Consider the following 20,772-nt stretch of genomic DNA (forward strand, 5'->3'; position numbering starts at 1 on the left):
GGTCAAGATCCCTTCGCCGGCACGATCTGGAGGTACACCATCGTCAGAATCAGATTGGCGAAGAACAACAGCAGGAACGTGATGACGACGGCCTGGTTCACCGCCTCACCGACGCCCTTCGGGCCACCGGATGGGTGGAGTCCCTTGTACGCGGAGATCACACCGGCGATGACACCGAACACCGCGGCTTTGATCTCACCGCTCCAAATGTCCGGTAGCTGCGCAAAAGCTGAGAACGACGAGATGTAGGCACCGGGGTTACCGCCCTGCAGGATCACGTTGAAGAAGTAACCACCCGCGATACCGACGACGGACACCAGTCCGTTGAGCAGCACAGCGATCAGCACCATCGCGAGTACACGCGGAACCACCAGGCGCTGAATCGGATTGATTCCGAGGACTTCCATCGCGTCGATCTCTTCGCGAATGGTTCGAGAACCGAGGTCGGCCGTCACGGCCGATCCGGCCGCACCGGCGACCAACAATGCTGTCACCAGAGGGCTACCCTGCTGGATCACCGCCAGGACGCTGGCAGCGCCGGTGAACGATTCTGCACCCAACTGCTTGATCAGCGAACCGGTCTGCAGTGAGACGACGGCGCCGAAAGGAATGGCTACCAATGCCGTCGGCAAAATTGTCACGCTGGCGATGAACCAGGCCTGCTCGATGAACTCACGGAACTGAAATGGACGCCGGAACGTATTCCTGACGACGTCGACAAACAGTTCGACGATGTTTCCGGCCTGAGTTAATGCTCCGTTGACCGGACTCAGAACCGAGTTGCGGGTAACCCCCATCCGATATGCCTACCCTTGCCCGTGTGTCGTGTTTCCGTAGGGATCGCCCTCGTATGCAGGAATGACCTGCGTGTCTTGCGAATTGTCGTTCCACTCCCCCTGATAGCCGCTCGCGTCGGCGTACTGGGGAGCGTACTGCCCAGTTCCGTCAACCTCGTCGAGGCTGTCCTGAATTGCCGCCTGAGCGTTAGCTGGGAGGGTGTGCATGATCTGGCGGACGCGCTCCTGGCGACGACGAACAGCCTGACGCTCCGGGTTTCCGGGGGTGGCCTTCATCTGCGGCACGATGCCCTCGACGTCGTCGACACCACCGGCGTGGTGACCGGCGTCGACGAGCGCCTGCTCGTGCGCCATCTGAGCCTCGTCCTTTTCCTCCGACATACCGATCGGACCGATCATCGTTCCGTTGAGGAACTGCTTGACGACGGGCTCGTCAGAGGTGAGCAGCACCTCACGAGGACCGAACATCACCAACTGACGACGGAAGAGCATGCCGATGTTGTCCGGCACCGTGCGTGCGAGGTTGATGTTGTGCGAGACGATCAGAATCGTCGCGTCCGACTGGGCGTTGATGTCGATCAGCGTCTGGCTGATGTACGTCGTACGCACCGGATCCAGACCGGAGTCAGGCTCGTCGACGAGGATGATCTCGGGATCGAGAACGAGTGCACGCGCAAGACCGGCACGCTTGCGCATACCGCCGGAGATCTCACCGGGAAGCTTGTCCTCGGCGCCGACCAGACCCGTGAGATCGAGCTTCTCCATCACGATCTTGCGGATATCGGATTCCGACTTCTTGGTGTGCTCACGAAGCGGGAATGCGATGTTGTCGTACAAGTTCATCGAGCCGAACAGTGCGCCGTCCTGGAACAGAACGCCGAACAGCTTGCGGATCTCGTAGAGCTCCTTGGAGGAGCACTGCAGGATGTCCGTGCCGTCGATGACAATGGAGCCTTGTTCAGGGCGGAGCAGTCCGATCAGGGACTTCAGGAACACCGACTTACCGGTACCCGAAGGCCCGAGCAGTGCGCTGACCTCACCCGCGGGAAGTGTCAACGACACGTCCTGCCAAATCCTCTGCGACCCGAAAGACTTTGTCAGTCCTTGTACCGCTACCTCGACTCCCACCATTACCTCCGCGACGTCCGTTGCATGCATGCACCCGTGTGGGTTGGGTCACTCTATCGCATGGGAGTGGTACCCGTGACTGCGAATACTACTAACGAGTAGGGAAGAAGCATAATTCAGATCACAGCCTAGTTCGGGCACCCCTCCCACCTGCATGGATTCCGACATATCACCCGCGAAAAAAGTTCAAAAAAAGAGGGCCACTCCCCGTGGGGAGTGGCCCTCTTCGTTACTACTCGCGAAGAGCAGCGGGAAAACCGTCTTACTTGATGACGATCTTTGCGCCGGCAGCTTCGAGCTTTTCCTTGGCAGCCTCTGCGGCGTCCTTGGCAACCTTCTCGAGGATGGCCTTCGGAGCGCTCTCGACGAGGTCCTTGGCTTCCTTCAGGCCGAGGCCGGAAACGACCTCACGGACGACCTTGATGACCTGGATCTTCTTGTCGCCAGCCGACTCGAGGACGACGTCGAACTCGTCCTGCTCTTCAGCAGCTTCTGCGCCGGCAGCCGGTGCGCCTGCAGCGGCGACGGCGACGGGAGCAGCAGCGGTGACCTCGAAGGTCTCCTCGAATGCCTTAACGAACTCCGAGAGCTCGAGGAGGGTGAGCTCCTTGAACTGGTCCAACAACTCTTCGGTGCTGAGCTTCGCCATTGTGGCGGTCCTTCCTGTAAGTCCCATGTCGCTGATCCGCGACCGGGCGGGGTTATAGCAGTGATGCGCGGGTGCGGATCAGCTTTCGGCTTCGGCCTCGGCCGGAGCCTCGGTGGCAGCCTCTGCGGGGGCCTCTGCGGCTCCGCCTTCTGCGGCCTTCTTCTCCTGCAGGGCAGCGGCCAAACGGGCCATCTGCGAAGCGGGAGCATTGAACAGGCCTGCGGCCTTTGCCAAGTTGCCCTTCATCGCGCCGGCAAGCTTTGCCAACAGGATTTCGCGGGATTCGAGATCCGCGATCTTGTTGACCTCTTCCACGGACAGCGCAGCGCCGTCCATGTAGCCGCCCTTGATGATGAGCGCCTTGTTGTCCTTAGCGAAGTTCTTCAGAGCCTTCGCAGCGTCGACCGGTTCGCCCTTGATGAATGCAATGGCGGTCGGACCAACGAACAGGTCATCAAGGCCCTCGATGCCAGCCTCTGCGGCGGCACGCTTGACCAGGGTGTTCTTGGCGACGGAGTAGGTGGCACCTTCTCCGAGAGCGCGTCGCAGTGTCGTGATGTTGCCAACCGAAAGGCCACGGTATTCCGTGACCACAGCGGCGGTCGAACCCTTGAACTGCTCGGTGATTTCCGCAACTGCGGAAACCTTCTCAGGCTTTGCCATACTTCGCCTCCTCTCGTGACAGTCGTTGTCCCACTCAGGAACCGCTGCACCTCATCGGGTGAACCCGAGAAGACACAGTCCGCGACATGCAAAACGCCCCGGCGCAAGCGCACGGGGCGTACAGAGGAAACATGAAGAAGAGGCTTACGAATCAGCGTAACGATGCAACGCAAAGCAGTGCATAACCAGGCAAACTGTAGAACCACTACATCAAGCTATCCCCCTACCTCGTTCACCTACGTGGGCCGCCGGGCACTCCCGGACTTTCAACCACACTCATTACTGAGTGCAATCACCAACGGTCTTGGGTAGAACATGATTTTGGGGTGAAGTTCATATCCAGCACTGAACTCCGCGTCGAAGACTACCTGACTGCTCGCTGCATAACCAAATCGGGTTCGTCACGCAGCTGGTTTCTTCACGCACCCGGTTTCTTCAAGCACCGATAGCCCTGGCGATCTTGTGTTCGATCTCTGCCCGAGCTCGGTCCGGCAGCACCAGCAGCCCGTCGAGTTCCTTGTGAGCCTTCCGATACGCACTCTGACGTTCCTGCGGCGTCGCGCCATCGTCCATGGCCAGGCGCAGCAGACGTTGCGCCCGTACCAGGCGCTCTTGTTCATCGAGGGTGAATCCGCTCCGTCGGCGACGCTTCGCCTCCGCTTCCGCGATCTCGAAGGCGATCGAGTAAGCGTGCACCGCCTCGCGGTACTCGGTTTGCGCCTGCTGGTTACCGATCATCGTCTCCGAATTTCCTGGACGGAGCAGATCGGCCCGATATTTGGCTCGATGAAAATCGGCCGTCAAAGGCTCACGCATGTCCGTCATCATCGGAGTGTCGAGCAGTGTGACCGGATCGAGCTCGTACGAGAACCATCGGGCGTCGACCGCATCGTGCTGCTCGATGACCTTGCCCAGCTCTCGGCGCTGCGTTTCTTCGTCGGCGTGATGTTGTGCGTTGGCCTGCGCGATGGCGACCTTGGTCTGCTGTTTGAGCCGGAAGCGCTCTTGCCGGCGCTCGATCCGCCGTTCGTTGGCAACCGCGACACCTTTCAGCGCCCCACCGATGGTGCCGCCGAAAACGAAGATCAGCCACCAAAAGTTTCCGAGGAATTGGAACGCTTCGTGCATACCCCGATGATGCCACCGTTAGATCGATACCACCGTTGGACCGATACCACCGGCAGGGATCACCCTCTCCCGAAACAGACAAGAAGGCCGGCAGGGAGTGATCCCTGCCGGCCTTCTTGTTCGTATGCGGACTGCTTACGCGTCTGCAGCATCCTCGAGGAGGTTGCGAGTACGGTTCGGATCCACCGGGATGCCCGGACCGGTGGTGGTCGAGACCGTGATCTTCTTCACGTAGCGACCCTTGGCCGACGAGGGCTTCGCACGCAGGATCTCGTCCAGGGCTGCGCCGTAGTTCTCCACCAGCTTCTCATCGTCGAACGATGCCTTGCCGATGACGAAGTGCAGGTTGGCCTGCTTGTCGACGCGGAAGTTGATCTTTCCGCCCTTGATGTCGTTGACAGCCTTGGTGACATCCGCCGTGACGGTGCCCGTCTTGGGGTTCGGCATCAGGCCACGCGGTCCGAGGACACGGGCGATGCGGCCGACCTTGGCCATCTGATCAGGAGTCGCGATTGCGGCGTCGAAATCGACCCATCCACCCTGGATGCGCTCGATCAGGTCTTCTGCACCGACTACGTCAGCGCCTGCAGCCTCGGCTTCTGCTGCCTTCTCGCCAACAGCGAACACGATGACGCGAGCGGTCTTACCGGTGCCGTGGGGCAGGTTGACCGTTCCGCGGACCATCTGGTCAGCCTTACGGGGGTCGACGCCCAGACGAACTGCAACCTCAACGGTTGCATCCATCTTGGTGGACGACGTCTCCTTGGCGAGCTTTGCAGCCTGAAGCGGGCTGTAGAGCTTGTCTGCGTCGATCTTCTCAGCGGCGGCGAGGTACGCCTTGCTGCGCTTTGCCATTTGTTCTGTCCTTACTTATCACTGCAGCGAATTACCTGTGCAGTGGTGAATGGTTCAGTTGTGGTCGGGGCCTGGCCGGCCCTCCCACGTAATGCTGTGGAGCGGACTATTAGCCCTGGACCGTGATGCCCATGGAACGAGCGGTGCCGGCGATGATCTTCGCGGCCTGCTCGATGTCATTGGCATTGAGGTCTTCAGCCTTGGTCTTCGCGATTTCGCGCACCTGATCCATGGTCACCGAGGCAACCTTGGTCTTGTGCGGTTCGCCGGAGCCCTTGGCGACGCCGGCTGCCTTGAGGAGCAGCTTGGCGGCGGGAGGGGTCTTCAGCTTGAAATCGAAGGTCCGGTCTTCGTAGACCGAGATCTCGACCGGCACAACGTTGCCGCGCTGGGACTCAGTCGCCGCGTTGTAGGCCTTGCAGAACTCCATGATGTTCACGCCGTGCTGACCGAGCGCGGGACCCACGGGAGGTGCAGGGTTAGCCTGACCTGCCTGGATCTGCAGCTTGATGAGCCCGGCGAGCTTCTTCTTCTTTGGGGGCATCTCTAGTTCCTAGTTTCTAGCTTGGGTGTGTGTCTTGCGTCGAACAAATTGCAAGTTTTGGGGTGGTCAGATCTTCGCGACCTGGTTGAAGTTGAGCTCAACCGGGGTTTCACGACCGAAGATCGACACGAGAACCTTGAGCTTCTGCTGCTCGCCGTTGACCTCGCTGATGCTGGCCGGAAGGGTTGCGAACGGGCCGTCCATGACGGTGACCGACTCGCCGACCTCGAAGTCGACCTCGATGAGGGGCTTGCCGAAGGACTCGGACGGTGCCTCGCCTGCTGCGACGGCGGCCGCTGCAGCCTGCTGCTTCTTCTGCTCCTGCTGCGGGAGCAGGAACTTGACGACCTCGTTGAGGGTCAGCGGCGAGGGACGCGACGTGGCACCGACAAAACCGGTGACGCCAGGCGTGTTGCGCACTGCGCCCCACGACTCGTCGTTGAGCTCCATGCGAACGAGGATGTATCCGGGCAGAACCTTGCGATTGACCTGCTTGCGCTGGCCGTTCTTGATCTCGGTGACCTCTTCGGTGGGAACTTCCACCTGGAAGATGTAGTCACCGACGTCGAGGTTCTGAACGCGAGTCTCGAGGTTGGTCTTGACCTTGTTCTCGTAACCGGCGTACGAGTGGATGACGTACCAGTCACCCGGGGCGCGACGCAGCGCAGCCTTGAGTTCGGCAACGGGATCCTCGACCTCGAGCTCGGCGGCGGGAGCGGCCTCGTCGGAGTTCTCGGCATCGTCGGAGATGACGTCCTCGGTCGCTGCAGCGTCTGCATCAGTGCCTTCGGCAACGTCTGCATCGGTGCCTTCGGCAACCACGACGTCTACTTCGGCTGCCGCCTCGGCAGAAACACGCTCTTCGGCCAAAGCCTCATTCGTGTCGTTCTCGGGGGTGCTCACTGGGGCACTCGCTTCCTCTCGTTACTCGGACCCGGGTCGGGTCTTGTCGCGCTCGCAGGCAAAGACGCCCGACTGCTACGGCGATCAGCCGAACAGCCAGGTGACACCCTTGATCACAGCGATATCGACGCCGCTGATGAAAGCGACCATGAAGACCACGAACGTCAGCACGACGCTGGTGTAGGTGATCATCTGCTTGCGGTTCGGCCAGATGACCTTACGGAGTTCTGCGATGACCTCGCGGAAGAATTTGCGCAGGCGCTTGAAGATGTTGTCCTTCTTCGCCTTGGGCTTCTTGCCGGGGTTCGTTGCAGTCGGCTTGGCCGAAGATGTCCGGGATGCCGTCCGGGCCGGAGTCTTCACGGTGGACGCACTGACCGAGGCGCCGCGTGCAGCGCGCTTGCCGGTCGGCTTGTTGGAAACCCCACTGGATGCGGAGGGAGCCTTCTCGGCACCGTCCTTGTCCAACGACAGATCGGAACGCGTAGTCGCGTCAGCTGCAGTGTCGTCGACACCGGTCGAATCGGCAGACGTTGAAGTCTCCGCATCCGAAGTGTCGGCGTCGCGCTTGGCGCGCTCCTCGCTCACGTCGTTCCTCTCAGTCGCTGGCATCCGGGGGCAGGGGCGACAGGACTTGAACCTGCAACCTGCGGTTTTGGAGACCGCTGCTCTGCCAGTTGAGCTACGCCCCTTTGGTTGACATCGACAGGTGGACCCTGCCTGAATCAACCGTTCTGCGATCACACAACATACGCGCTACCCGAGGTGAATGTCTTGCAACATTCAGGGCAGCGCGCAGCGCTGAGGAATCCCAGAAATCTCAGTGTACTTCAAAGCCCCGGAACAAACACAATCCGCCCTGCGATCAGGCTAGACGGACCGTGGCGGTGGCACGACCGAAGATCTTCTTACCTTCGGACTTGGCCACGATTGCCAGTACTGCGGTCTTGCTTTCTTCGTCGATCGACTTCACCTTGGCGGTGAACTCGATCTCGGCAGCCTTGTCGGCTGCCACGATCACCGGGCTCGTGAACCGTACGTTGTACTCGGTCACTGCACCCGGATCCCCCAGCCATTCGGTGACGTAGCCGGCACCGATGCCCATGGAGAGCATGCCGTGCGCGACGACGTCCGGCAAGCCGGCAAGTCGTGCGACCTCGTCACTGAAGTGAATCGGATTGGGATCTCCCGAAACACCCGCGTAGTTGGCGAGGTTTCCACGCGTCAGGGTGACGGACTTCTCGGGGAGAAGTTCGCCGACACTCACGTCGGAAAATTTACGAAGCGACATGCATCATCACGTCCTTGACTGCGTGGGCGATGTTCTCGTCCACTTCCCCACCCGTTCGAGCAACGAGCGTTGTCCACGTGGTGACAACTGCTTCGTCGTTCTGATCGGTGATGATGTTCTTGGTCACGATGATGTCGCTACCTGCGGCCTGCCTGAACGAATCCAGGAAAACGTCGCAGAAGAGTCGGTCACCGACCTGCATGGGCTTGTGCAGCACCAGTCGCTGATCGGTCTGAAGAATCTGACTCAAGTCGTAGCCTGTGACGATCTCTTCGAACAGACGTCGCTGAGCAATGGCACCTACGATGGCGACGAACGTAATGGGAGCAATCAGGCCGTCGTATCCGAGGCCTTTGGCTGCCGATTCGTCGTAGTGCGCAGGATGCGCGTCCTGGACGGCGCGAGCGAACTCGCGCACCTTCTCGCGTCCGACCTCGTAGAAGTCTTCGACACGATAGTGGTGACCGACCATCTGGACGGCATGAGCGGCCGGGTCCGTAGGGACCTCGGCCGCTGCCTGGTTCTCTTGCAAATCTGTCACGCGGTGAGACTCTCTTCTAGCTAGGACCCGAAGACGCAGGCCCAGAGAGGGTCTTCCGCGAAAATCGTCGTCCTGTTAAGGACTTACTACTTCGACTCGCGATGCGACTGATGGGTTCCGCAGTTGGGGCAGAACTTCTTGAGCTCCAGGCGATCGGGGTCGTTGCGCCGATTCTTCTTGGTGATGTAGTTGCGATGCTTGCATACCTCGCAGGCCAAGGTGATCTTGGGCCGAACGTCGGTCGAGGAGGCCACGGGATGCCTTCTTTCGGGTGTATCTGATTACGAGCAATCAGGGTGGATCATGCATATTGTGTAGCGGTGACCGGACTTGAACCGGCGACGCAACGATTATGAGTCGTTTGCTCTACCAACTGAGCTACACCGCCTCGGTGTCGAGTGTCGCGCGGAAAGCACGGCACCACAATCCAGCGAGCCCCCTAACGGAATCGAACCGTTGACCTTTTCCTTACCATGGAAACGCTCTACCGACTGAGCTAAGGGGGCGTGGCTCAGGAGTGCGTTGCCGCTCTCTTGAAGCCTCCGAAAGATTACACACGAACGAGCGCCAGCACCAAATCCGCTGGTCATCGGGGCAAAAATGGTGCCGGAGCCCATTGTTGCACCGATCGGGGCCGCTGGCGAGGGCTTTGCGGGAACCAACTTGACCCCGCACTCCCCCGAAGCCATCCCAAGAAGCACTCCCGAGACCCCTGAGCCGCAGCCGACGCCGGCGTCACCAACGCGCACCCGACCTCGGAACAAGCACAAAAAAGTCAGCCCCGACTCTCGAAAAGAGAATCGGGGCTGACTTGGTGTGGCAGATGTAGGATTCGAACCTACGTAGGCATAAGCCGACGGATTTACAGTCCGCTCCCATTGGCCGCTCGGGCAATCTGCCGTGCTTGCACCAGGCTTCGATCCGGCGCATTCGCAAGTATATCGCGACGTGCGGCGGCCGAAAACGGCTTCCTCGGTGCGGTGAGAAGAATACAACGAACACACCCCCATTTTGCAAACCGGGTGGTAACGGGCGGTGCCGACCCGATAACGTCGAGGTGTCCACCGGTATGGAAGGTGGGCAGAACTCGATGTTCGTGAACTACCGGAAAGCGGGAGTGTGAAGTGGCTGATTCGTCCTTCGACGTGGTGAGCAAGGTTGACCGTCAAGAGGTGGACAACGCCCTGCATCAGGCTGCCAAGGAGTTGACCACGCGTTTCGACTTCCGAAACACGGGAGCGTCGATCGAGTGGTCTGGTGAAGAGACGATCACGTTGAACGCCGACACCGAGGAGCGACTGCTTGCCGCCCTCGACGTGTTCAAGGAGAAGTTGATCCGTCGTGACATCTCGCTGAAGGCATTCGATGCCGGCGAGCCGGCGCAGTCCGGAAAGATCTACAAGCTGTCCGGAACCTTGGTCCAGGGCATCAGCAGCGAGAACGCGAAGAAGATCACCAAGAAGATTCGCGACGAGGGCCCCAAGGGCGTCAAGGCGCAGATCCAGGGTGAGGAACTTCGTGTGAGCAGCAAGAAGCGCGACGACCTCCAGGGCGTCATCTCCCTGCTCAAGGGTGAGGACTTCGGGATCGCCCTGCAGTTCGTGAACTACCGGTAGTAGGGGCTGCGCCCCTGTGCGCGGTTAAGGAGTCCTGGGACTACCTAACCGCGCACAGGGGCCGAAGGCCCTACATCCCGGCCATCTTCTCCAAACGCTCGATACGATCCGCCATGGGCGGATGTGTCGAGAACAGCTTGCTCACCTTGTCCCCCGCTCTGAAGGGGTTGGCAATCATCAGGTGGGACTGCGCCGCGAGCTTGGGCTCAGGCGGCAACGGCGCGGCTGCCACGCCCGACTCGAGCTTGCGCAGCGCCGACGCCAACGCCAATGGGTCACCGGTGAGCTCGGCTCCCGATTGATCAGCCTGATACTCGCGAGAGCGCGAGACGGCCAGCTTGACCACGGTTGCCGCGATCGGTCCCAGTAGGGAGACGAGCAGCAAGGCGATCGGATTACTTCCCTGCCCGTTCCCTCGGCCACCGAAGATGCTCGCGTACATCGCGAAGTTGGCCAGGCCCGAGATGACGCTGGCCATCGCGCCGGCCACGGACGAGATCAAAATGTCCCGGTTGTAGACGTGAGAGAGTTCGTGCCCGAGTACGGCGCGCAGTTCGCGTTCGTTCAGGATCTGCATGATGCCGCTGGTCACGCACACCGCGGCGTGCCGAGGGCTACGACCGGTGGCAAACGCGTTCGGGGCGTTCGTGGGGCTGATGTACAGCCTGGGCATCGGTTGGTGCGCCGTCGTGGCGAGTTCGCGCACGATCCGGTAGATCGCCGGTGCCTCGACCTCGGTGATGGGCTGGGCGCGCATCGATCGAAGCGCCAGCTTGTCGCTGTTGAAGTACACGTAGGCATTCATGCCGACGGCAAACAGAACGGATCCCCACAGAAGGAACGGGCTGTTGAACAGCGAGCCGATGAAGACGATCAGCGCCGACATCCCCACCAACAACCCGAATGTCTTCGCACCGTTCGCGTAGCCGTGCAAACTGCTCACCTCTTGCCTCGCTGGAGCCGAAGGCTCACCCGAACTCCCGGCGTATGCACCGGTTCTGTTCAGTCAACGAAGGACAGGGTCATCAGGGTTCCCACCCAGGGTCGTCAGGGTTTCACCCCAGGTGTGTCAGCCGACTCGTTCGATCGTGTAGTCCACGAGGCGCACAAGCGCTTCGTTCGCCGGTCCCTGCGGGAGCTCAGCCAACTGGGCCTTTGCCGAGACTGCGTACTCGCCCAGCTTTGCCTTCGCCTTGACCATGCCCGGCGAACGCTCGAGCAGTTCGAGAGCTTCTTCTACCAGTGCGTCTTCGGTGACCGGGCCCGCGAGCAGCTCCCGCAGGCGATCTGCGTCGGCTCCCTCTTCGCGGAACGCGTACAGGACGGGCAGGGTGTGGACACCCTCGCGCAGGTCGGTGCCCGGAGTCTTGCCGGACTGCGCCGATACGGAGGAGATGTCGATGATGTCGTCGGAGATCTGGAACGCGGTGCCGACGGCGTCACCCAGGCGCTCGAGACGCTCGATGTGAGCTGCGTCGGCGCCGGAGAAGGTGCCGCCGAATCGTCCGGATGCAGCGATGAGCGAACCGGTCTTCTCCCACACGACCTTGAGGTAATGCTCGACCGGATCCTGTTCCTTCTTGACGCCGATCGTCTCGCGCATCTGGCCGGTGACCAGTTCGGCGAAGGTTTCGGCGATGATCCGAACGGCTTCAGGTCCGAGCGTCGATACCAGGCGTGATGCGTGCGCGAACAGATAGTCGCCGGCCAGGATCGCCACGCTGTTTCCCCAGCGGGCGTTGGCGCTGGGTGCTCCGCGCCGCATGGACGCCTCGTCCATGACGTCGTCGTGATAGAGCGTCGCCAGGTGAACGAGTTCGGTGACAGTCGCTGCGGTGATGATCGACGGATCGTTCGGCACCGGTCCGAGTTGCGCGGTCAGGATCGTGAACAACGGACGGAAGCGCTTTCCCCCGGCTCGCGCGAGATGCAGCGCGGCCTCGGTGAGGAAGTCTTCGCCGTCGGACAGCTCGCTGACCAACAACTCCTCGACATCGGAGAGTCCACCACGCACTACTGCGGCGAGCTGTTCGTCGCCCAGGTCGATGCCTGCAACGACGGTGCTCGATGCGGTTGCGTCGGCAGCAGTCTTTTCGGTGCTCACGATGTCAGTACCCATTCCTGTCGTCAGTGACGGCTCGGTTCCCACGGTAGTGAACCTAGCGGTTCGCACTCGGGACGGCCTCGCCACGGTGGCGATCGCGAGCCTGGGAAGATGTGAGTGTGTCCGTAGAAGAGCAGTCCCCCGTCGTCGATTCGCTTCCGACCGAAACCGACATTGTGGTCATCGGCGCAGGTCCCGCGGGTTCTTCGGCCGCGGCTTGGGCCGCCCGCAGCGGCCGAGACGTCGTGCTGGTGGACGCTGCCGTGTTCCCGCGAGACAAGACCTGTGGTGATGGACTCACTCCGCGCGCCGTGGCCGAACTGGATCTCCTCGGCCTCGGCGAGTGGGTTCGGTCACATACGACGAACAAGGGCCTGCGGTTGTCCGGCTTCGGACAAGAACTCGAACTCGAGTGGCCAGGGACGTCGTTCCCGCCGATCGGCAGTGCGATCCCCCGGACCGAACTCGACGACGCCATTCGCCGGTGCGCCGTCGAATCCGGCGCGGTCATGGTCGAGGGCACCAAGGCCGTCGACGTCGAACTCGACGGTGATCGAGTAGCCGCCGTCGTACTCGCCGGCCCCTCGGGACGCAGCACTCTTCGTTGCCGGACGCTGATCATCGCCGACGGCGTTCGCTCGACGCTCGGCAAGAAGCTGGGACGGCAGTGGCATCGGGACACCGCGTACGGCGTCGCGGCACGCGCTTACGTCGCGACGCCGCGCAGCGCCGACCCGTGGATCACCTCGCATCTGGAACTGCGGGACGCCGAGGGCACGTTGCAGGCGGGGTACGGCTGGATCTTCCCGCTCGGCACCGGCGAGGTGAACATCGGCGTCGGGACACTGGCGACGTCCAAGCGTCCGGCGCCGGGTGCTCTGCGTCCCTTGCTCGACTTGTACACCGACCAGCGCCGAACCGAGTGGCAGTGGAGCAGCGAAATTCATTCCGTCGCTTCGGCTTTGCTACCCATGGGCGGCGCCGTCTCCAACATCGCCGGACGCAACTGGGCCGTGATCGGCGACGCCGCAGCGTGCGTGAACCCGCTCAACGGTGAGGGCATCGACTACGGCCTCGAAGGCGGACGTCTGGTGGTCGAACAGCTCGGCGCCGACGACCTCACGGAGCTGTGGCCGACCGTGCTTCGGGAGCATTACGGGCAGGCGTTCTCGGTCGCGCGCCGGCTCGCAGGCCTGCTGACGGTTCCGCAATTCCTGCCCGCCTCGGGCCCGATCGCGATGCGCTCACGGGCACTGATGACGGTCGCCGTTCGGGTGATGGGGAACCTCGTCACCGACGCCGACGCCGATCTGACGGCGAAGGCATGGCGTGCGTCGGGGGCCGCGTCGAGAAAGATCGACTCCCGACCGCTGTTCGGTTGAGCAAGTGCTGTGCGCCTTTATTAACCGCCCGCGGTTAATAAAGGCGCACAGCAGTTCAGGCAGTGGCGTAATGCAGCGCCACGATGCCGCCGGTGAGGTTGCGCCACTTGACGTTCTTCCACCCGGCAGCCTCGATCTTGCGTGCCAGCTCTTCCTGGGTCGGCCAGGCGCGGATCGATTCGGCGAGGTAGACGTAGGCGTCGGGGTTGCTGCTGACGGTGCGTGCGACCTGCGGGAGCGCCTTCATGAGGTACTCCATGTAGACCGTGCGGAAGGGCCCGAAGACGGGCGTCGAGAACTCGCTGACGACGAGACGTCCGCCCGGCTTGGTGACGCGGGCGATCTCGCGCAGTCCGGCTTCGAAGTCGGAGACGTTGCGCAGGCCGAAGGAAATCGTCGCGGCATCGAACACGTTGTCGGCATAGGGCAGGTACATCGCGTCACCTGCGACCATCGGAACTTTGCGCGAGATTCCGGCCTTGAGCATTCCCTTGGAGAAATCGGTGGCGACGCACCAGGCACCGGAGCGCCCCAGTTCGACGGTCGAGACTCCGGTGCCGGCGGCGAGGTCGAGTACCTTCTCTCCCGGCTTGAGGTCGAGGGCTTCGCGGGTGGCCTTGCGCCAACCCTTGTCCTGGCCGAAGGACAGCACGGTGTTGGTGAGGTCGTATCGCTCCGCGACGTCGTCGAACATCGACGCGACTTCGTGCGGTTGCTTCTCGAGAGTTGCTCGGGTTCCGTGTGTAGTGGCCACACCCGAAACGCTACCAACCCTCGGGCAGCGAGGGCGTTCAGGCTGCTCTGGCACCCGTTCGCCGCCCGAGGCCCTGCACGTCCTCGTAGTGACGGAGCAACTCTTCGCAGATTGCCGGCCAGGTCCGGTGCAGCACCGAGCGCCTCGCTGCGGAGCCGAACTGCACCCGCAGATCACGCTGACGAAGTGCGTCGACTGCGCTTGGCAGGAGTTCGGTGAACCTGTCCGTCGGCAGGAGGTAGCCGTTGCGGCAATGCGAGATCAGGTCACGCGGGCCACCGGCGTCCGGTCCGACGACAGGTACACCGCTCGCGAGGGCTTCCTGAACCGCCTGGCAGAAGGTTTCGTGCTCGCCGGGGTGAACGAATACGTCCAGGCTCGCATAGGCGTCGGCCAGCGCGGTACCGCCGAGTTGTCCGGTGAAGATCGCATTCGGCATCAGTCGTCGTAGGTTCTCGCGATCCGGACCGTCTCCGACGATCACGATCTGCACGCTGGGATCGGCGGCCAGCACGGCCAGTCGCTCGACGTGCTTTTCGGGCGCGAGGCGACCGACGAAGCCGACCACCAACCTGTCGCTGTCGCCGATCCAGGACTGCCGCAACGCCGAGCTACGACGCGAAGGCGCGAATCGTTGTGCGTCGACGCCGCGGGCCCATCGGTGCACGCGCGGAATGCCGTGCTCTTCGAGGGCGTCGACTGCCGACGTGGATGGCGCAAGGGTCCTGTTGCAGCTCTTGTGGATTCGACGGGTCCACGCCCACGCGGCGCGACTGGTGACGCCGAGACCGTAGCTTTCGGCAAATCCGGCGACGTCGGTCTGGTAAACCGCGACGGTGGGTATCGCGAGCCGCTTGGCGACGGCCACTCCCCCGGCGCCGAGCAGGAACGGCGACGCCAGATGGACGACGTCGGGCGCGAAGGTCCGCACGGCCGTCGTCAGACGCGGTTGTGGCAGGCCGACGGGGAGTGAACTGACTTTGGGCACCATGACGGCGGGCACCCGAACCACCTGAACACCTTCGTGTTCGGTGGCGGCAGAGGTGTCGGATCCGACAGTGTCCGGCGCAATGACCATGGCGTCGTGGCCAGTGCGATCGAGGTGTTCGAGCACGCGTAGTACCGAGTTGGTGACGCCGTTCATGTTGGGCAGGAATGACTCCGCAACGATGGCTACTCTCACACCGAGAACGGTGACAGGGCCAGGAAAAGTCCACGTCATGTTCGTGTGAAGTTCCGGCGAAGCGCGAACTAACTCGAAGCGACCGACGCCGATCCCGGAGCTCCCGCTTCCCGCTTGCGCAGGTACCAGATCGACGGTCCAGCCAGGAGCCACGTCACGACGATCACCGATCCTGCCGGGATCAGCGCCACCGTCGCGTTGCGTCCCGCTACCCGGACCAAATCAGGGTCGGCTTTGGAGTACTCCACCTCGATGCGTTGTCCCACAGTCAGATTGGTGGGGTAGAGCACGCCGAGTTCAGGGTTGTGATTCGCGCCGTCTGGTGTCACGAAGCTGATCGCCGAACGTAGCGAGCCTGCCGAGAGCACCTCGGCGGTTGCGGTCCCCATGTTCGATTCGATGGTCCGATCGTTGCGCCAGGCACCGAGAACCAGGATCACCGCGAGCACCGAAATGCCGACCGCAACCACGAGTACGCCGATGCGGAAGCGCCGCAGAACCGTTTGCGTCACAACTGTGCTCGCACGGAAGCGTGGAGTTCGCGCAGTCCACTGCGATCTGTCGCGACTTCGAGCACACGAATGCCGTTTGCGGGTTGCGCCAGCGTCGTTGCCAGGGCGTCGACGGTGACGGCTGCGTGCGGCACGCGGTAGGCCGCGCACAGCGCAGCGAGGTCCATGCCGTGCGGTGTTCCGAACACTCGCTCGAAGACGCCGGCATACTGCGGGTCGCCTTGTTCGAGGAGTTCGAAGATGCCGCCGCCGTCGTCGTTGGCCACGACGATGGTGAGGTCGCTCGGCCTCGGCTCACCGGTCCCGATCAGCAGCCCGGACGCGTCGTGCAGGAAGGTCAGGTCGCCCATGAGAGCGACGGTCCGGCCGCCCTCGTATGCCAGTGCGGCACCGACCGCCGCCGAGACGGTGCCGTCGATACCTGCGACGCCGCGATTGGACAGCACCCGGACAGTGGGCTTGGGATAGCTCACGAGGGCCGCGTCGCGAACGGGGTTGGAGGCGCCGAGCAGAAGCTGGTCGCCGTCCGCGAGTGCATCCATCACGGCAGCTGCCACGTGCAGGCCGGTGGCCTTGGGGTGGGCGTCGAGTTGCTTGCGGACGGCAGTTTCGGCGTGTTCGGTCAGCGCGGCGCATCGAGCGATCCAGGCGGGATCGGGAGTCCCGGTGACCACTGCTCTGGTTCCGGTGGCGAGTACGTTGCCGGATACGTCCGGCCAGCGCGGCCCGGTAGTCAGCGCGTAGACGTCGACGCTCGGATCGGCCAAAACCTTCGAGACCTGACGATGCAACGTCGGGCGGCCGGTGATGATCGCCTGCTTGGGCTTGAGTTGTGAGAGCGCGAGTGGATGCAGTGCGATCCCGTGCATCGGAGCCGTCGGCTCGGCCACCGTCGGCATGCCGGCCAGCTCAGGCCGAAGTGCGCTGCCGTGTCCGGAAATGACCACCGTATCGGCGGTGAGGTCCAGATCGACCGGAACATCGAGCGTCGCGTTCTGCGTGGTGGTCCAGGCTGCACCGCCTGGACGGCCCTCCGGAACCGGGCCATGGACGTGCACGTCCGGCACCAGCGGCTCTCGGAGCGGGATGTCGAAATGCACCGGACCCGCGTTTCCGGATCTGGTTCCGCGGGCAGCGGCGAGGACCCGGCAGACCGCCGAGCGCCACTGGCTGTTCTGCGTCGAATCGTCCTCGGCCAAGCCCAGGCTGATGGTTGCGCGAACCTGACTGCCGAAGAGCCCGAGTTGCTCGACGGTCTGGTTGGCGCCGGTGCCGAGCATCTCGTAAGGCCGGTTGGCGCTCAGGACCACCAGCGGCACTCGCGCGTAGTTGGCCTCGAGGACAGCAGGTCCGAGATTCGCGACGGCGGTCCCGGAGGTCATCACGATGGGGACCGGTCGTTTCCCGGCGATTGCCAGTCCGAGTGCCAGAAAGCCTGCTGTCCGCTCGTCGATCCGCATGTGCAGACGCAACCGGCCGTCGAGATCGGCGGCCTGGAGGGCAAATGCGAGGGGCGCGTTGCGAGAGCCTGGACACAGCACGACTTCACGCACGCCACCACGAACCAGTTCGTCGACGACGGCTGTGGCTTGTGCAGTGGACGGATTCACGCCTTCAAGAGTGTCAGATGTTCGGGTGCAAGCATGCCCAGGGGCGGGGACAGCGGCATTATGTGTGGGTGCGCACACTCTTCGATCCAGCCGAGCTCGAACCCCGCCGGTTCTATCAGTTACTCACCGCTTCGGTGGTCCCCCGGCCGATTGCCTGGGTGTCCACCCTGTCGGCGGACGGCGTCGGCAATCTGGCTCCGTACAGCTTTTTCACCGTGGCAAGTTCGGCGCCGCCGATCGTGCAGTTCACGTCGGTCGGACGCAAGGACAGTCTGCGCAACATCGAAGCGACCGGCGAATTCGTGATCAACCTGGCGACCGCCACGCTCGCAGACGTGGTGAACAAGAGTTCGGCCTTCTACGACGCCGAGGCCGACGAGTTTCTCGAGTTGAACATCCGTAGCGAACCGAGCGAGCGGGTTCGCCCCGTCCGGGTCGCCGACTCCCCGATCGCCATCGAATGCACGCTTCACCAGGTCATCGAGGTCGGTAATTCATTTGTCGTGATGGGAAATGTGGTCGCGGTCGCAGTACGTCCCGAGGCTGTCGCCGACGACGGGTTACCGGACTTCGCGGCAATCGCACCGATGAGCCGACTTGGCCGAGCGCAGTGGGGTCTTCCTCCCGAAGTCGTCGAAAAGGACAGACCCACCACTCCACACCGGCCGTAAATCAGGTTAGGGTTACCTGATTAGGTACGAGTAACAGCTAATCAGGGAGCAACCAGTCATGGCCAAGCGCGCCAAGTTCGTGAAACCGGCCTCACGCAGTATCGTGTCGGCGCAGGTCGTGGCGAACAAACGAATCAGCCCGAGCTTCATCCGAGTGACCATTGCCGGCGAAGAGCTGTCCACCATCGCACCGATGGGTGCCGATCAGTGGTTCCGCATGTTCATCCCGCAGGTCGGCCAGAGCGAACTCCGGTTGCCGAGCGCGGCAAGCAATCTCTGGTACGCGCAGTACCTGTTGATGTCCAAGGACACGCGACCGGTCGTGCGCAACTACACGATTCGCGCCTACCGTGCTGCCGGATCCGGTCTCTTCGGTGAGACCACGGAGATCGACATCGACTTCGCCTATCACGGCGACATCGGCCCGGCATCCGCGTGGGCGGACATCGCGTCGACCGGCGACAATGTCGCACTCTTGGACGAAGGCTGCATCTACAACCCCACACCCGAAGCCAAGTGGCAACTGCTCGTCGGCGACGAGAGCGCACTTCCGGCGATCATCGGCATTCTGGAAACCGCGCCGGCAGACCTGCGTGCCGAGGTCTTCGTCGAGATTCCGAACATCGAAGACAAGCAAGACATTCCGGAGTTGGCGAACGTCAACGTGCATTGGCTCGTTCGCGAGGACGAACACGCAACGCCGGGTGTTCTGACCCTCGAGACCGTCCGCGCCGCCGAACTGCCCGAGGGGCCGTCCTACACGTTTGTCGCCGGCGAACAGGCACTCACCACCGGGCTGCGTCGGCATCTCGTGAACGACCGAAAGTTCGCCAAGACCGACATCACCTTCACCGGCTTCTGGCGCCACGGACATTCGGCTCACTGACAAACGAATGCAAAAAACGAGCGGCCCGGGAGAATCTCCCGGGCCGCTCGTTGTCTACGTTCGCTTATGCAGCGTGCTTCTGGATCACATCGCCCAGACGCGGCAGAGCTGCAGTCACATGCTTCTTGGCCGAACCGCGCAGCTTCGAGTACATCGACTTGACGACGGCCTTGTCGCTACCTTCGATACGCTCGTCCGTCACCTCGAGGAGGGAATCGGCAACCGCGTCACCGCGGGCGCTGATGAAATCGGCGAAGCTGCCTTCACCGGAAGCCGAGAATTCCTGCCAGTACGGCTCGAGCTTTGCCACGAAAGCCGGCAGAAGCGCGGTGACGGCGTCCGGCACGATGGACGGGCTCACCTTCTTGACCGCGCCGTAGCCACCCTTGAGAGCCAGCCCTGAGGCCCCCGACTTATCCGAAACCTCTGCGTCGATCAAGGTCTGCACGTCCGCGACGACCGCGGGAACCCGTGATTCCTCGAGCAGGGTTTCGTTCAGAGCTGCAACCACTTTCGATCCCTTCATTCTTCACTGATGTTCATCAGGTCGCGCCCGAGACTATACGAAATTCGGCAGGTCTCTACTGCCGAGTATCCGATGGCAGCGCCTGGCCCTCTCCAACCACCAGTCGCGCCGGTCCGCGGGCGCGGCCAGCGTCTCGAGCAGAACCGGATCAGGCTCGACGGCACCAACGGACAAAGCGCCGTCGACGGCTGCTCCGGTGACCGCGACATCCCGGACGAACAGGCCGCCCGTGCCGAGGCCGCAGGCAAACGGAAGCCTGGGCAAGGCTGCCGCGGCCGCCAGTCCCGCGGACATCCCCACAGCCGTGTCCAGCGCACTCGAGACCACCACCGGCACCCCGTAGTCCGCCAGCTGCGCCGACAGCGCCACCACAGCACGCATTCCGCCCAGCGGGGGCACCTTCACGACGGCTACGTCCGCTCCCCCGGCTCGTACGACGCGCAACGGGTCCTCGGCACGGCGAATGCTCTCGTCGGCGGCGATCCGCACACCGGTCCCCGCGGCGCGGACGCTGACCAGTTCCTCGACGCTTGCACACGGCTGCTCCGCGTATTCGAGTTCACCGTCTTCGGTGATCGCTCGCAAAGCCGTGATCGCCTCGTCCACACTCCAACCGCCGTTGGCGTCGACGCGCACGTTCGGGATGTGCCGACGCACCTCGTTCACCCGGGCGACGTCCTGCGCCAACGACTGCCCCTTCTCGGCGACCTTGACCTTGGCGGTCCGGGCCCCGGGGAAGCGCTCCAACAATTGCGGAACGGCAGAGGCGTCGATCGCCGGCACGGTGGCGTTGACGGGAACGGCGTGACGAAGCGCAGGCGGCGGACCCAGCCACGCCGCCTCGATCCCGGCGAGCAACCACTGCGACGCCTCGTCGTCGTCGTACTCGACGAACGGTGCGAATTCTCCCCACCCGGCCGGGCCACGAACGAGCAGAGCCTCACGAGTCGTGATGCCGCGAAAGCGAACTCGCATCGGCAGCGCGAGCACCACGGCGTCCGAGATCAGATCGTCGAACGAGGGGAACAT

The 20,772-nt window shown here is 62.8% G+C and carries 24 protein-coding genes and 4 tRNA genes; 4 read left to right on the forward strand and 24 right to left on the reverse strand.

Annotated features, from left to right (window positions below; genetic code table 11):
* Positions 1-2: 2 nt before the first annotated feature.
* From B0E55_RS14880 to B0E55_RS14955, 16 genes are all read right to left on the reverse strand, one after another.
* Positions 3-797: an MlaE family ABC transporter permease gene (locus B0E55_RS14880; RefSeq protein WP_003942038.1), complete on the reverse strand. Its 795-nt coding sequence runs from the start codon at positions 795-797 to the stop codon at positions 3-5.
* Between the two features lie 9 nt (positions 798-806).
* Positions 807-1,928, reverse strand: a complete 1,122-nt coding sequence (locus tag B0E55_RS14885) for an ABC transporter ATP-binding protein (protein ID WP_024487305.1) — start codon at positions 1,926-1,928, stop codon at positions 807-809.
* 259 nt (positions 1,929-2,187) lie between these two features.
* Entirely contained in the window at positions 2,188-2,574 is a 387-nt protein-coding gene (gene rplL / locus B0E55_RS14890; protein ID WP_003941857.1) for a 50S ribosomal protein L7/L12, read from the reverse strand.
* A 78-nt stretch (positions 2,575-2,652) separates the two neighbouring features.
* Entirely contained in the window at positions 2,653-3,237 is a 585-nt protein-coding gene (rplJ, locus tag B0E55_RS14895; RefSeq protein WP_003942074.1) for a 50S ribosomal protein L10, read from the reverse strand.
* Between the two features lie 435 nt (positions 3,238-3,672).
* Complete coding sequence (locus B0E55_RS14900; RefSeq protein ID WP_069146239.1) at positions 3,673-4,365, reverse strand: hypothetical protein; 693 nt, start codon at positions 4,363-4,365, stop codon at positions 3,673-3,675.
* A 135-nt stretch (positions 4,366-4,500) separates the two neighbouring features.
* Positions 4,501-5,220: a 50S ribosomal protein L1 gene (gene rplA / locus B0E55_RS14905; protein WP_003941982.1), complete on the reverse strand. Its 720-nt coding sequence runs from the start codon at positions 5,218-5,220 to the stop codon at positions 4,501-4,503.
* A 109-nt stretch (positions 5,221-5,329) separates the two neighbouring features.
* Positions 5,330-5,764 (reverse strand): 50S ribosomal protein L11, encoded by a 435-nt coding sequence (rplK, locus tag B0E55_RS14910; protein WP_003941896.1) that lies wholly within the window; start codon positions 5,762-5,764, stop codon positions 5,330-5,332.
* 66 nt (positions 5,765-5,830) lie between these two features.
* A complete protein-coding gene (gene nusG, locus B0E55_RS14915; RefSeq protein ID WP_003942049.1) occupies positions 5,831-6,667 on the reverse strand; it encodes a transcription termination/antitermination protein NusG in 837 nt (278 codons plus the stop codon).
* An 84-nt stretch (positions 6,668-6,751) separates the two neighbouring features.
* Positions 6,752-7,255, reverse strand: a complete 504-nt coding sequence (secE, locus tag B0E55_RS14920) for a preprotein translocase subunit SecE (RefSeq protein WP_020968963.1) — start codon at positions 7,253-7,255, stop codon at positions 6,752-6,754.
* A gap of 31 nt (positions 7,256-7,286) precedes the next feature.
* A tRNA-Trp gene (locus B0E55_RS14925) sits at positions 7,287-7,359 on the reverse strand.
* Positions 7,360-7,532: 173 nt separating this feature from the next.
* Entirely contained in the window at positions 7,533-7,958 is a 426-nt protein-coding gene (hadB, locus tag B0E55_RS14930) for a (3R)-hydroxyacyl-ACP dehydratase subunit HadB (protein ID WP_003941909.1), read from the reverse strand.
* Positions 7,945-8,499, reverse strand: a complete 555-nt coding sequence (gene hadA / locus B0E55_RS14935) for a (3R)-hydroxyacyl-ACP dehydratase subunit HadA (RefSeq protein ID WP_019744315.1) — start codon at positions 8,497-8,499, stop codon at positions 7,945-7,947. The genes hadB and hadA overlap by 14 nt, the downstream gene beginning before the upstream one ends.
* Positions 8,500-8,585: 86 nt before the next feature.
* Positions 8,586-8,753, reverse strand: coding sequence for a 50S ribosomal protein L33 (gene rpmG, locus B0E55_RS14940; RefSeq protein WP_003941903.1), 168 nt, complete (start codon positions 8,751-8,753; stop codon positions 8,586-8,588).
* 61 nt (positions 8,754-8,814) lie between these two features.
* A tRNA-Met gene (locus tag B0E55_RS14945) sits at positions 8,815-8,887 on the reverse strand.
* A 45-nt stretch (positions 8,888-8,932) separates the two neighbouring features.
* A tRNA-Thr gene (locus tag B0E55_RS14950) sits at positions 8,933-9,005 on the reverse strand.
* A 311-nt stretch (positions 9,006-9,316) separates the two neighbouring features.
* Positions 9,317-9,399, reverse strand: a tRNA-Tyr gene (locus B0E55_RS14955).
* Positions 9,400-9,623: 224 nt separating this feature from the next.
* Between B0E55_RS14955 and B0E55_RS14960 the strand changes: the two genes are divergently transcribed.
* Entirely contained in the window at positions 9,624-10,115 is a 492-nt protein-coding gene (locus B0E55_RS14960; RefSeq protein ID WP_003941854.1) for a YajQ family cyclic di-GMP-binding protein, read from the forward strand.
* Positions 10,116-10,185: 70 nt separating this feature from the next.
* Here the strand turns inward: B0E55_RS14960 and htpX are convergent, their stop codons facing one another.
* Both htpX and B0E55_RS14970 read right to left on the reverse strand, forming a co-directional pair.
* On the reverse strand, positions 10,186-11,049 hold the full coding sequence (gene htpX / locus B0E55_RS14965; RefSeq protein WP_029254860.1) for a zinc metalloprotease HtpX: 864 nt from the start codon (positions 11,047-11,049) through the stop codon (positions 10,186-10,188).
* A gap of 135 nt (positions 11,050-11,184) precedes the next feature.
* Entirely contained in the window at positions 11,185-12,234 is a 1,050-nt protein-coding gene (locus tag B0E55_RS14970) for a polyprenyl synthetase family protein (protein ID WP_020906817.1), read from the reverse strand.
* Between the two features lie 104 nt (positions 12,235-12,338).
* On the opposite strand from B0E55_RS14970, the gene B0E55_RS14975 reads away from it, so the two are divergent.
* Positions 12,339-13,601, forward strand: coding sequence for a geranylgeranyl reductase family protein (locus B0E55_RS14975; RefSeq protein ID WP_370627643.1), 1,263 nt, complete (start codon positions 12,339-12,341; stop codon positions 13,599-13,601).
* A 55-nt stretch (positions 13,602-13,656) separates the two neighbouring features.
* Here the strand turns inward: B0E55_RS14975 and B0E55_RS14980 are convergent, their stop codons facing one another.
* The 4 genes from B0E55_RS14980 to menD form a co-directional block, all read right to left on the reverse strand.
* Positions 13,657-14,355: a demethylmenaquinone methyltransferase gene (locus B0E55_RS14980; protein ID WP_003941879.1), complete on the reverse strand. Its 699-nt coding sequence runs from the start codon at positions 14,353-14,355 to the stop codon at positions 13,657-13,659.
* Positions 14,356-14,392: 37 nt separating this feature from the next.
* Positions 14,393-15,538: a glycosyltransferase family 4 protein gene (locus tag B0E55_RS14985; RefSeq protein ID WP_198538421.1), complete on the reverse strand. Its 1,146-nt coding sequence runs from the start codon at positions 15,536-15,538 to the stop codon at positions 14,393-14,395.
* Between the two features lie 68 nt (positions 15,539-15,606).
* Positions 15,607-16,050, reverse strand: a complete 444-nt coding sequence (locus tag B0E55_RS14990) for a DUF3592 domain-containing protein (protein WP_019744321.1) — start codon at positions 16,048-16,050, stop codon at positions 15,607-15,609.
* Complete coding sequence (menD, locus tag B0E55_RS14995; RefSeq protein WP_080909966.1) at positions 16,047-17,660, reverse strand: 2-succinyl-5-enolpyruvyl-6-hydroxy-3-cyclohexene-1-carboxylic-acid synthase; 1,614 nt, start codon at positions 17,658-17,660, stop codon at positions 16,047-16,049. The genes B0E55_RS14990 and menD overlap by 4 nt, the downstream gene beginning before the upstream one ends.
* A 68-nt stretch (positions 17,661-17,728) precedes the next feature.
* Between menD and B0E55_RS15000 the strand changes: the two genes are divergently transcribed.
* Together B0E55_RS15000 and B0E55_RS15005 are read left to right on the forward strand one after the other, a co-directional pair.
* On the forward strand, positions 17,729-18,331 hold the full coding sequence (locus B0E55_RS15000) for a flavin reductase family protein (protein WP_021343457.1): 603 nt from the start codon (positions 17,729-17,731) through the stop codon (positions 18,329-18,331).
* A 58-nt stretch (positions 18,332-18,389) separates the two neighbouring features.
* Positions 18,390-19,217 (forward strand): siderophore-interacting protein, encoded by an 828-nt coding sequence (locus B0E55_RS15005; protein WP_080909967.1) that lies wholly within the window; start codon positions 18,390-18,392, stop codon positions 19,215-19,217.
* 64 nt (positions 19,218-19,281) lie between these two features.
* Here B0E55_RS15005 and B0E55_RS15010 read toward each other — a convergent pair whose 3' ends face one another.
* Together B0E55_RS15010 and B0E55_RS15015 are read right to left on the reverse strand one after the other, a co-directional pair.
* A complete protein-coding gene (locus tag B0E55_RS15010) occupies positions 19,282-19,728 on the reverse strand; it encodes a DUF6918 family protein (protein WP_003941973.1) in 447 nt (148 codons plus the stop codon).
* A 48-nt stretch (positions 19,729-19,776) separates the two neighbouring features.
* Positions 19,777-20,772 (reverse strand): o-succinylbenzoate synthase, encoded by a 996-nt coding sequence (locus tag B0E55_RS15015; protein ID WP_080909968.1) that lies wholly within the window; start codon positions 20,770-20,772, stop codon positions 19,777-19,779.

The organism is Rhodococcus sp. 66b (assembly GCF_002076325.1).
Classification (GTDB): Bacteria; Actinomycetota; Actinomycetes; order Mycobacteriales; family Mycobacteriaceae; genus Rhodococcus_F; species Rhodococcus_F erythropolis.